Raw genomic sequence first — 12,832 nt, forward strand, 5'->3', positions numbered from 1 at the left:
AATCGATTAATTACTATTTTGAAACTCATGACGCAAATTAATGCCATAAAGATAACTCATGAAAAAGACACTCTTCAAATTTTAAAAAAAATTGAATAGTAGAACTTACTGACTATAAAATCAATCGGTGATGCGCTTTCCACAATCAATTGTATGGCTTTGTAAAACAGAAAAAACCGGATGTCACTTTCTTCAATTTCCTATTCATAGTTGATCTTTTTTTGTAATGTTTAAAAAATGTGAATTTAGCGTTCCAAAACTAAAGTTTATTTTAGTATGAGAAAATTATGCTTTAAAAGCAGTTAAATACAGTACAAGTGATTTTATTTTGAAGACAATTGATTTTAATGCTATTGTTTTAGCCGTTTATAGAGTCATCAAAAAAACTGAAATGGAACGCAGTTATTAGAATCAAAAAGTCAAGAATGTTACGCTTTAGACTCTTTAGATCACTTAAATGACTATTTTGCCATTGCATCGTTGGAAAAAATAGAAATTATTTTAATGTCGGAAATTAAACTATGTCGGGTTAATGGGAGACATACTAATTTTTTTCTCTTAAATTGTATAATGGTTATTTCTAACAAAAATTTAAGAAAATACATTATGCTGCTGGACAGTAACTATTTTTTTTAATCCATTATTCCGATTGTATTAATTTGCGAAACATATGAAAAATATAGCAAGGGGATAGTTATTTTTATGAATTTTCAAATGAAATTATTTTACTTGTCACAAAAAGGAGCCGAGAGGATTTTAATAAAGTTATAATTGAAAGAGTAGTGCATTTATAGTAATTCTTAACCAAGAATTAAGATTTGAATTATCTAATCCAAATTACTTCTAAAATTAATTCCGCACATGAAAAGCAACAATTTAATGATAAAACATGGCTCCAACGATTTGGACTTGATTAAAAAATAATTAACAAAAGGTGGTGTTAATTATATTGCGGAAACAGTGCATAAAAAAACAGACGAAAAAAAGCACTTTTATATTCCAGCATGATATCATCCTCTCCAATTGTATTTTTCCGGCTTTTGATGGTTTTCCGGCTTTAAAAAATAAGAGAGAAACTAGTACCACAAATACCTTTTATTTTTGTTTCCAAATCCATTGATATAGAAAATACCGATGTACGTATCAAAAAAGAATTAACAGATTTTGTGCTTATAAAGCGATAATAAACCTTTATCGATAGAATAAACCTTACCTCTAAGAGCAATTTTCCATTTTCATGACAATTATTATTGTTGCTTATTTTTAAAAATTTGCTTGTCTTTATTTATTGTTCTTTATATGGTAACATCATTCAATTTTTTTATAAATTCCAAAATAGATATGATGTCCTGTTAATAAAATTTACGAGACTGTGAATTTTGTAACTATTAAAAATAATTGTGTACAGAATAGATTTGACTAATTTTTAAATTTGTTTGTGAAATGACATTACAATCAATTTCGGAAATCAAAAGTTATGAAAACGACAAAAGACGAATCTACAAAAGCCATTAAAGCACCAAACAATACGACAGGAAAAACAACCAAAAATTCAAATCATACCGTAAAAGACGGAGCGACAATAGCAAAACCTGAGGCATCGAAAGACTTAAGAGATTTTTTAGAAGACGAATTAAAAGCTATTTATTGGGCAGAAAAAGCGTTGACAAAAGCACTGGTTAAAATGGCCAAAACTGCTACATCTGTTCAATTGATAAAGACGTTTAAGGAATATTTGAAAGAAACCGAAGAACATGTTACACGTTTGGAGCACGTTTTTGAATCATTGGGTCTCAAAGCAGTTGCTAATAAATGTCATGCAATGGCAGAATTGTTGGATGAGGTCAATGGCATTTTCGAGGGAACTGAAGTTGGTAATGTTCGCGATGTAGCGATGATTGCTGCAGCGCAGAAAGTAAAACATTATGAAATCGCTACTTATGAGACTTTGCGTGTTCATGCTGTTACTCTTGGTAAAACAAAAGCAGCCTTGCTTCTTGCAAAAACACTTGAAGAAGAGAAAAACGCTGACGTAAAATTAACAGAAATTGCTGAATCACATATCAATGTTGATGCCGCGCACGAAGGTGGTAAATAAATAAATATTTCACTGATTCTATCGTGAACTTATGCGCCCTAATCAAAGATTGGGGGACTTGTATTTTTAGTTTTTTGGATTCTTATCTTCTGTACTGCAGTCAAAATGTTTTGGTGAAGAAATTTTTGTTAACTGTATCTGACAAAAATCTAGCATTTTTTTTCATAAACATAATTCTTATTTTTATGTTCGCTAAAAATATACATATCGGTTGTTCTTCCTTTTACATCGCTAAACGGAAGAATGCTTTTTATCCTGAAAATATTTTATCAGCTAAATGGTTTGCGTTTTATTGCATGCATTTCAACAGTTTTAAAATAAATGCGTTTTATAAATTCTCCACATTGCTAATCCTCACCATTTGGTGTAAAAAAAGCCCTGATGGTTTTATACATTGCGTTAAAGCACCAAAATTGACAAAGTATGTTAAAAAGCTCGTCTACTGCAAACCTAAAATAGGTGAATTCTTTTCGTTTTGCAGACATGGAATGAACGATAAACTGGGTAGTATCTTATTCCAGTTCCCTCCAAGTTTCCTTTACAGCGCTATAAAGCTTGATCTTATAATCGAAGCTATCAGGCTTCACGGAATTTTAAAAATGTTTTATTCTAAATATAGCCGCATTGATCTCATAAAGCTTCATGATCTTACTGACAAAAACTTATTTGCAAAAGTCTTTATATTCGTCAATATTACCGCAAGCAAAGCCGGAGTTTTAAATGCACAGGAACTAAAAATACTTTTTAAATCTTAATTCTCAATTTATTCACTTTGTACCAAGTTGCCGTATATGGAATTTGATTCTTTTTAAAGGGTATATAAAGTAGATAATTTTAGTACCGATGGATTTAAATAATAATATAATACGTTTTGAAAAATAGTAAAAGACAATGAAAATAATAGAGATTAAGGTGATGCGTGGAGCCAATTACTGGTCTGGAAACAGGAAAAAACTTATCGTTATGAAACTTGACATTGGAGAGTGGGAGCAAAGGCCTACAAACACGATTAAAGGTTTTGGCGAAGTATTAGAAAAACTGTTGCCGTTTTTAAAAAGTCGAAAATGTTCAGAAAGAATTGAAAACAGTTTTTTAGAACGTGTAAAAACAGGAATATCAGTAGGACATGTAATAGAAAAAATTGCACTCGAATTACAAAGCCTTGCAGGAATGGAGTGTGGTTTCGGACAAACGCTCCCTACTAATGTAAAGGGCATATATAATGTTGTTTTCTCATATAGTACTGAAAGATCTGGGAAATATGCTGCAAAAGCTGCGGTTGATTTAGTGGAAAATTTGTTGATTGGATTAGAGTATAATGTGGAAGCTGCTGTACAAGAATTGCAACGCTTGTACAATAGAGAAAAATTGGGTCCCAGTACGTTTGCCATTGTAAAAGAAGCGGAAAGCAGAAATATTCCGTACACCAGACTAAATGATGATTCTGTATTAATGCTCGGACAGGGATGCAATCAAAAAATTATACGCGCATCCGTTGCAGCAACTACAAGCAGCATAGCAGTTGATATGGCTTGTGATAAAGATGCAACCCGCAACTTATTGTCCCAGTCATACATTCCCGTACCTAAAGGGATGCTAATCGATGACATAACGGAATTGGAAGAGGTTGTCAAAAAAATTGGATTTCCGCTTGTGACCAAACCAGTAAATGGCAACCACGGCAGAGGAATTACTACACAAATAACAACTCTAAAAGAAGCACAAAAAGGTTTTTATGATGCCCAAAAAATTTCAGAAAATGTAATCGTAGAGCGTTTTATACCAGGAAATGACTATCGTTTTCTGGTTATCAATTACAAACTTGCAGCGGTAGCGAAACGAACACCGGCATTAGTTTTAGGCAATGGTGTAGCCACTATTGAAGAACTGATTACTAAAACTAATAGTGATCCAAACAGGGGTGAAGGCCACCAAAAAGTACTCACTAAAATAAAAATTGATGCGGCAACACAATCCATTTTAGCGGCTAAAGAACTTAGACTGGATTCGGTTTTATCCGCTGGAGAAATTTTATTTTTAAAAGACACAGCCAACTTAAGCTCTGGCGGAACAGCAATGGATATAACGGATTTGGTGCATCCACAGAATGTTTTTATGGCAGAACGTATTGCACGTCTGATGAATTTAGACATTTGTGGTATTGATATCATGGCCGAAAATGTTGCAATTCCGATCACCGAAAAAAACGGAGCTGTGATTGAAGTAAATGCAGGTCCTGGTTTGAGAATGCATCTTTCTCCCACCGAAGGAATGGCAAGAAATGTGGCTGAGCCTTTAGTCAATATGCTTTTTCCTAATAATGCCAACGGACGTATTCCGGTAGTTGCTGTTTCAGGTACCAATGGAAAAACTACGGTTACACGATTGATTGCCCATTTGGCGCAAGCGGCAGGACATCATACAGGATATACGACAACGGATGGAATTTATATCGACGGAAATACAATTCGTTTAGGAGATTGTAGCGGACCCGGCGGTTCAGCTACCGTGCTTCGTGACCCACTTGTTGATTTTGCAGTTCTCGAATGTGCCAGAGGCGGAATACTTAGAGCCGGCTTAGGATTTGATAAGTGCAACATCAGTGTGGTAACCAACGTTACTGAGGATCATTTGGGATTAAATGATATTGACACTATTGAACAATTGGCTCGAGTCAAAGCAGTGGTGGCACAAAGTACCTTTGATACCGGAACCGCAATTCTAAATGCGGATGACGATTTGGTTTATCAAATGAAAAATACCCTTACTTGCACCATTGCATTATTCAGCATGAATGCCAATAATGAACGGATAAAAAAACATTGCAGTGACGGCGGATTAGCGGCTTTTGTCGAAGATAATTATTTTGTCGTAAGTAAAGGCGAATCGAAAATAAAAATAGTAGCAGTTGATCAAGTGCCCCTTACTTTTTCAGGTACCTGCGAGTTTATGATTAAAAATGTTTTGCCCGCTTTATTAGCTGCAACGATAAGTAATTTTCCTATCGAAACAATTAGGGCTGCGCTAAATTCTTTTATCCCGTCGCCAACATTAACGCCCGGCAGAATGAATATTTTCGAGTTTAAGAATTTCCGATTAATGATTGATTATGTTCATAATACGGACGGATACCTTCAGATGCAAAAATTTATGGAGCAAGTTGATGCAACAAAGAAGACAGGAATAATTTCAGCCACCGGAGACCGTCGTGTCGAAGATATAAAGAACATTGGCAGGTATTCTGCTCAAATGTTTGATGAAATAATAATAAGACACGGAGACAACAGAGGAAGAACGACAGAAGAACTCAGCACAATGCTTTCTGATGGTATTCGGGAAATTGACAGCAGCATTAAGATAAGTATCATCTCAAATGAAATAGAATCCGTACAATATACCATTAATCATGCGCAAAGCGGTGAATTTATTTTTGTGTGTGTTGATGACATTCAAAATACGATTGCCTATGTACAACAACAAATAGAAAAAGAAAATGCAGCGGTTAATTTAGTTCCGCAGTCCTGATGGAAATAGTTTAGTTTCACATGCTCGCCGAAGCAACTGGAAGTACAAATAAAATAGAAACAGCTAGTTCATTGCTGTACCAACTGTAATGCTTTATACTACTAAATTTGTGCTGTGGTTTTGTTCTAAAGTACAGCACTTCAAATGTTCGTCAAAAATGAAAAAACCATATTCAACAAATTTCAAATAATTAAACAATATAAACTTTGTAAAATGAAAAAAAAATTAATACCATTGTTATTTTTAGTACTGCCTTTTTTATGCAGTGCGCAAGAATACATCGATCTGTTTTCCATCAATTATGGGAAATCACAAAAAACAACTTTCGAAAATTCATCCATTAACACCGACATAACTACATTTCAAACAAATCTTATTTTACCAATTGTTTTAAATGAAAAATATATTGCTGTAACGGGTGTAAATTTCAGCAGCTACAAATTACAATTGTTTCCTGATTCTGATAAAAATCATTTGTACTCAACAAATTTAAGAGCAGGTTTGACTGTAAAACATTCTGAACACTGGAGTGGAATATACCTTTTTCTGCCAAAAGTGGCATCTGATTATATCAATCTCAGCAGTGACGATATTTACCTGGGCGGATTGGCTTTATTAAAATATAAAAGAAACGAAAGTTTTGGTTACGGTTTGGGACTTTACGGCAGCAGTGAAGCTTACGGTATGTCGGTAGTTCCCATTGTTACTTTCTATTATCATAGTCCGGATAAACGTTTTGAAATAAATGCGTTTATGCCAAATGACGCTGATATTAATTATAGTTTAACTGATAAAACTAAAGTGGGCGTGGATTTTCTGGGTCACGGAAACAGTTACAAACTGACCACTGATAACGTTCGTTCGAATTATGTCGAAAATAATTCGATAGACCTTTCGACTTACGTACAAAGAAGCGTTTTGGACAAAAAAATTCTTTTACGTATAAAAATGGGCTATTCTTTAAATCAGTTTAGAGTGTATCCAGTAGATGAAAAACTTGACTTACAAATTCTAGCGTTAAAATTTGGTGATAACCGAACCTTGGTGTTAGAAAACAAATCAAACACACTCCTATTGAAGTTGGAAGCTATTTATCGCTTTGATTTGAATACTGTTAAAAAATAAGAGGAATCACGAAAATATGTTTACATTGCGCAGATTGATTTTGGACCAAAAGATAATTAAACTACCCGTAAAGTATATTTCTCTTTGTTTAATTTATTGACCACATAGAAACGTAGATTTTAAAAATTTGGAATTCGTTGCACTTTTTTAAAGAAAACCGTAGCAGTGTCAACCCAAAAATTGTAATGTTTAACTATTTTTTTCTAAGTTTTTATGTGATTCAATTTTTTATTGAAGATTTATTGAAATTTGGATTAATTACTCACAACGCGCCAAAGTTTTTATTTTGTCAATCCTACAGAGTGGGAATCAAATGATAGATTCATAAAGTGAGATTTCTTATTGCTGAAAAAGACAAAATCAATCCATACCAAAGATACAATTTGTAACCTTTAATACTTTAATCTAAATAGAGTTCAGGCGTAATAAAACAATGTTTCCATAGACCAAAAAAAACTTTAATTACATTCATTGGGCAACGGAGCAGTAAAATTCATCGCTGATTTATTTACCACTATGAGTATTTTGATGTATTATTCAATGTCTTCTTTTTCCGAAATATCCTTCTTATCTAAAGGTTTATTGAGAGGTAAGGTGAAATAAAAAGATGATCCTACGCCTTCTTCACTTTCAACCCATATTTTTCCGTTATTTTTTTCTAAAAATCCTTTTACAAGCAATAGACCAATGCCCGCTCCTTTATTTTCTTCTACCGTTTTTGAAAGTGCTTTAACCTGAGGAGTAAAAAGTTTATCCATTATTTCTTTGGACATACCCTTTCCTGAATCTTTGATTGCTACAATCATCATATCATCACTTTGCTTTGCTGACAAGGTAATTTGGCCTCCTTTATGCGAATGTTTAATCGCATTCGAAATTATATTTTGAAGAATAGAAAGCAACATTTTCTCATCAGCAAACACGGTACAATTTTCTTCTATTTCACTGTGAAGATTTATGGTATTGATGGATGCGGTTTCTTTTAATGATTCAAAAACTTTTTCTACATAATGAACAAGTTCTATTTTGGACGGAACAAACGCTTCGGCAGCATACTTTATCCTTGTCCATTCTACCAGATAATCCAGCATGTTCAATTCGTTTACCGCCGCAATGTGAAATTCTTTCAACAAATCTTTGGCTAAAGCAGGATTAATTTTATCAAAATTTGTCTCCAAATATTGAGCACCCTGAATAATTCCGGCAAGTGGGCTTCTTAAATCGTGGGACAAAATCGCAAGTACACTTTCCTTGTGGGCATTGAGATCTTCCAACTCTTTTGCATATTTTTTTATTGAGTCCTCTGATTCTTTTTTGGCAGTAATGTCACGCAATATTTTTACAAATCCTATAACTGCATCATCTTCATCTTTAAGTGGGAATACCAAACCATCTGCAAAAAATGTTTTTCCGTCCTTGCACAAGTGCCATCTTACATCTACAGATCGTCCTTCTTTTAGAGCAATATCAATTTCCCTTTGCGGAATTCCAGCTTTTTTATCTTCTTCGGTAAAAATAGTTTCAAATGGTTCCCCAATAATTTCATCTGTTTCATACTGAAATATATGTGTTGCCCCTGAATTCCAGCTGTTAATATTTAAATCTGTATCAACCGTAAAAATGGAATAGTCCAATAAACTATCAATTATTTGGCTATAAAATTCTGCTGTAGGAACGTATTGTTCCTTAAGACCTTTCGTAGTTTTTGCTGTAGACATTTTTTTTGGATTTAAAAATACTGTATGAAGAATCAAGGCGCAAATTATCTTTTTTTCACCGTAAAATGTGTTACATAATTATTTTTATTTGTTGCAAAATTTAATGATAAGTTGTAGAAAATTTACATAAAACATAATTGCTAACGGACCAGCTCCAACTTTTTTTCTCATGAATAGATTTTTGCTAACCCGATAAAGTAACTCCTATTTTTATTTAAAACTACTTTATAATATCCTTTAAATAGTATCCAAATCTATGATGCGGGAGACGCAAATCGAGGCTGCAAATAGATGGGTAATGGCTAAATGTTCAATAATAAAAAAGAAATTTTTCTTTTACTCAACAATTATTGTAGAATTTATAATAGTAATCAACTAAAAAATATTCCTAATTTACTAAGTAATTTTTTATTTAACATTTAATATTTATCGAGGAAATAGTTATTTTGGAGTAGGCAAAGATGTATTTTTGTACTCTAAAATTTCATTTTTACCATTTTGAAAAACATCCTAATTATTGACGACGAAGAAAAACTTCGCGGACTTCTCGCTAGAATTGTAAAATCTGAGGGATTTGAAGCTTATGAAGCATCGGATTTAAAATCGGGTTTCAAAAAAATGGAAATCAAGGATATTGATGTAGTTCTTTGCGATGTCAAACTTCCAGATGGCAACGGCGTTGATTTTGTACAAAAAATAAAACAAGTATTTCCTTTGACCGAAGTCATCTTATTGACTGCCTTCGGAAAAATTTCCGATGGTGTTCAAGCCATGAAAAACGGAGCATTTGATTATATAGTGAAAGGCGATGATAATGACAAAATTATTCCGCTATTGTACAAAGCATTGGAAAAAGCGCAGTTGCAAAAGAAAGTCAAACAACTCGAAAAAAGAATCTCTGATAAATATTCCTTTGACAGTATCATTGGTAAATCAAAAGGACTGGAACAGGTAATTGATTTGGCTAAAAGAGTATCCAAAACAGATTCCACCGTACTTTTAACAGGTGAAACCGGAACCGGAAAAGAAGTTTTTGCGCAAGCCATTCATGAAAGCAGCAATCGGGTTGGGAAATCTTTTGTAGCGTTAAATTGTAGTACTTTCAGTAAGGAAATTCTGGAAAGCGAATTATTCGGGCACAAACAAGGGGCTTTTACCGGTGCAGTAAAAGATAAAAAAGGATTTATTGAAGAAGCCAATGGTGGAACCTTATTTCTGGATGAAATTGGGGAAATGCCTATTGAATTGCAAGCTAAATTATTGCGGGTTTTAGAAACTAGCGAATTTATTCAGATTGGTGATACCACCCCAAAAAAGTCTAATTTCCGCCTAATTGCAGCAACCAATCGCGATTTAAAAACTGAAAGCGAAGAACACCGTTTTCGTTCTGATCTCTACTTTAGGTTAAATATATTTGAAATCAAAATTCCAGCCTTAAGAGAAAGAACAAAAGATATTGCGCCATTGGCTCATAGTTTTGCATCTCAGTTTTCGGCTAAAACCAATAAAAAAACAGTGACTATTGATCCTGAATTTCTCCATAAACTAGAAACCTATCACTGGCCAGGAAATGTTCGGGAACTTAAAAATGTGATTGAACGTTCCGTTATTTTGGTTAATGGGGAGCTGTTAACCCAAGAATTGCTGCCTTACGAAATACAAAATCAAACCGACAAAGCCAATAAAATAGTATCCGCTTTTTCGATGGGAAGTGTAGAGAAATTGCACATTCAAAAAGTATTGAATTATACCAAAGGCAACAAAGCCGAAACAGCGCGCCTACTTGAAATAGGTATTGCAACACTTTATCGAAAATTAGACGAATACAGCATTCATTAAAATCATATTATTTTGAGAAAAGCCTATCATTTTGATAGGCTTTTTTTATGGCTTTTTTTGGCATAAAAACCACAAAGCTTTAATTGACAATGATTTGATATTCATTACGATTTATTGGAATATATTTTGGCGTAAGCGATGAAGAACATAAAAAACATTCTTATGAAAAATCAAGTCACCACAATTTACAAACAAGCAGAACGCTTTGCCGAAATCACCAAGACAGCAATTATTACGGGAAATATTTCTAGAGCAAAAAAATGCTTAGCACTTGCTGAACAATTATTGATAACAGGAAGCAACGAAACAAAAATTGCTATTTCGAATGTTTATCTTTTTTCTGTTTCTTCTTTTATGGAACTGCGTCGCTGTAACATTTCCAATCTGTTTCCAAAAACATTGAAGGCAGAATACGTCAAACAAATCAATGCAACCGGAGTATAATCTTAATTTTTAATCCATGATAGTTACTATTCTTTTAATCGCACTAGCCATTTTGTTATTTGCGATTTGTTTTAAAGCCGTCGAATTTTTTGAAAAAATCTAAATCATGACAGCACTCTTTATTATCGCACTTGCCGTTTTTGGCTATTTGGTTTATGTACTAATCAAACCCGAAGAATTTTAATAATGTAAAATGTGATCTGTTAAATGTAAAAAGTTGATTAAAAAATAAAAAAATATTGGACCACGCATCTCACATTTTACAATTCACTAAAAAATAAACAAATTATGAACACAGAATTATTTGGCGTCATTAGTATTTTTATTGTTTCCATAGTTTTGGCTATTCCTTTAGGAAGGTATATTGCTAAAATATATTCAGGCGATAAAACACTGCTTGATCCGATTTTCAATCCAATTGAAAAATTTATTTTCAAAATCAGCGGGATCAATGCCACGGAAGAAATGAACTGGAAACAGCATTTAAAAGCGTTGTTAAGCGTGAATATGGTGTGGTTCTTTCTTTGCTTTTTTGTTTTGTTATTTCAAGGTTCAATGCCTTTAAATCCCGACAATAATCCAAACATGTCACCCGATTTAGCATTCAATACTGCTATTTCATTCGTGGTAAACTGTAATTTGCAGCATTACTCTGGGGAAACGGGCGTTTCCTATCTTTCGCAAATAATCTTGATGTTCCTGCAATTTGTTTCAGCGGGTGTCGGGATGGCTGCAGCAGCGATGGTTTTCACTGCAATGAAAGAGAAAACAACTGATGCATTAGGGAATTTTTACAATTATTTTATCAAAAGCTGTACCCGTATTTTACTGCCACTTTCTGCTATGGTAGCGATTGCTTTGTTATTTAGCGGAACACCGATGACTTTTGAAGGAAAAGACAGCATCACCACTTTACAAGGTGACAATGTTGAAGTTTCCCGCGGTCCTGCCGCAGCATTTATCGGTATTAAACATATTGGAACAAATGGTGGAGGGTTTTTTGGAGCCAATTCAGCGCATCCGCTGGAGAATCCTACTTATTTTACAAATGCTGTGGAATTGTGGGCTCAATTAATAATCCCGTTTGCGATGATTTTTGCTTTAGGTTTTTATTTAAAGAAAAGAAAATTGTCCTACGTAGTTTTTGGGGTAATGACCATTGGTTTTTTACTTTTAGTAATACCAACAGTGATCAGCGAAATCAACGGAAATCCTGCCATCGAAAAAATGGGGATTATGCAGTCTACAGGTGCAATGGAAGGCAAGGAAGTCCGTTTTGGTCCTGCCATTTCAGGTTTTTGGAGTATCGCAACAACGGTAATTTCCACGGGTTCGGTCAATAGTATGCACGATAGTTCGATGCCGATTTCCGGTTCGATGCAATTACTGTCAATGATGGTCAATGCCTTTTATGGAGGTTGTGGTGTTGGTTTTTTAAATTTTTATATTTTTATCATTCTAGCTGTCTTCATTTCGGGATTAATGGTGGGTAGAACCCCTGAATTTTTAGGGAAGAAAATCGAAGCCCGCGAAGTCAAAATTGCTGCTTTTATAGCTATTCTCCATCCTTTATTGATATTGTCTGGAACCGCATTGGCTTCTTATTTTGCCGCGCATGACACCGCAATGGGCTATTGGTTTAACGGCAATGCTACAGGCTGGCTCAACAATTCGGGTCATCATGGTTTTTCGGAAATGCTTTATGAATATACTTCGAGCGCGGCCAATAATGGAAGTGGATTTGAAGGCTTGGGAGACAATAATCCTTTTTGGAATATAACCACCGGAATTGTTTTATTATTAAGTCGGTTCCTTCCGATCATTGGACCTTTGGCTATTGCAGGATTATTAGCCAATAAAAAATACATTCCTGAAAGTGCGGGAACTTTAAAAACGGATACGACCATTTTTGGAGTTATGGTTTTTGCCGTAATTGCAATTATAGCAGCGTTATCTTTCTTTCCGGCATTAGCTTTAGGACCATTGGCAGAATATTTTACAATGTAAAATGTAAAATGTAAAAAAGTAAAAAGTGAGGTGTAAAAAGTGAAAGATTTACTAACTCATACCTGACATTTTCACT

Annotated in this window: 9 protein-coding genes; 8 read left to right on the plus strand and 1 reads right to left on the minus strand. The window is 34.0% G+C overall.

Features of this window, described 5'->3' with window-relative positions; translation table 11 throughout:
• Positions 1-1,477 precede the first annotated feature (1,477 nt).
• The 4 genes from ACP7AV_RS07850 to ACP7AV_RS07865 all read left to right on the plus strand — a co-directional run bounded on the left by ACP7AV_RS07850 (position 1,478) and on the right by ACP7AV_RS07865 (position 6,748).
• Positions 1,478-2,098, plus strand: a complete 621-nt coding sequence (locus tag ACP7AV_RS07850) for a ferritin-like domain-containing protein (protein WP_426091469.1) — start codon at positions 1,478-1,480, stop codon at positions 2,096-2,098.
• A gap of 185 nt (positions 2,099-2,283) precedes the next feature.
• Positions 2,284-2,853: a DUF72 domain-containing protein gene (locus ACP7AV_RS07855; RefSeq protein ID WP_426091470.1), complete on the plus strand. Its 570-nt coding sequence runs from the start codon at positions 2,284-2,286 to the stop codon at positions 2,851-2,853.
• A 136-nt stretch (positions 2,854-2,989) separates the two neighbouring features.
• A complete protein-coding gene (cphA, locus tag ACP7AV_RS07860; RefSeq protein ID WP_426091471.1) occupies positions 2,990-5,623 on the plus strand; it encodes a cyanophycin synthetase in 2,634 nt (877 codons plus the stop codon).
• A 213-nt stretch (positions 5,624-5,836) separates the two neighbouring features.
• A complete protein-coding gene (locus tag ACP7AV_RS07865; protein ID WP_426091472.1) occupies positions 5,837-6,748 on the plus strand; it encodes a DUF6268 family outer membrane beta-barrel protein in 912 nt (303 codons plus the stop codon).
• A 533-nt stretch (positions 6,749-7,281) separates the two neighbouring features.
• Here ACP7AV_RS07865 and ACP7AV_RS07870 read toward each other — a convergent pair.
• A complete protein-coding gene (locus tag ACP7AV_RS07870) occupies positions 7,282-8,466 on the minus strand; it encodes a PAS domain-containing sensor histidine kinase (RefSeq protein ID WP_426091473.1) in 1,185 nt (394 codons plus the stop codon).
• A 495-nt stretch (positions 8,467-8,961) separates the two neighbouring features.
• On the opposite strand from ACP7AV_RS07870, the gene ACP7AV_RS07875 reads away from it, so the two are divergent.
• From ACP7AV_RS07875 to kdpA, 4 genes are all read left to right on the plus strand, one after another.
• A complete protein-coding gene (locus tag ACP7AV_RS07875) occupies positions 8,962-10,305 on the plus strand; it encodes a sigma-54-dependent transcriptional regulator (protein ID WP_426091501.1) in 1,344 nt (447 codons plus the stop codon).
• 162 nt (positions 10,306-10,467) lie between these two features.
• The gene (locus ACP7AV_RS07880; protein ID WP_426064001.1) at positions 10,468-10,749 is read left to right on the plus strand and encodes a DUF7674 family protein; all 282 of its coding nucleotides are present in this window, start codon (positions 10,468-10,470) and stop codon (positions 10,747-10,749) included.
• A 106-nt stretch (positions 10,750-10,855) separates the two neighbouring features.
• Positions 10,856-10,933 (plus strand): K(+)-transporting ATPase subunit F, encoded by a 78-nt coding sequence (gene kdpF, locus ACP7AV_RS07885; RefSeq protein ID WP_426064039.1) that lies wholly within the window; start codon positions 10,856-10,858, stop codon positions 10,931-10,933.
• A 104-nt stretch (positions 10,934-11,037) separates the two neighbouring features.
• Positions 11,038-12,756 (plus strand): potassium-transporting ATPase subunit KdpA, encoded by a 1,719-nt coding sequence (gene kdpA, locus ACP7AV_RS07890; RefSeq protein ID WP_426091474.1) that lies wholly within the window; start codon positions 11,038-11,040, stop codon positions 12,754-12,756.
• The last annotated feature ends 76 nt before the right edge of the window (positions 12,757-12,832 follow it).

The organism is Flavobacterium sp. DSR3-2 (genome assembly GCF_049896525.1).
In the GTDB taxonomy this organism is placed as follows: Bacteria; Bacteroidota; Bacteroidia; order Flavobacteriales; family Flavobacteriaceae; genus Flavobacterium.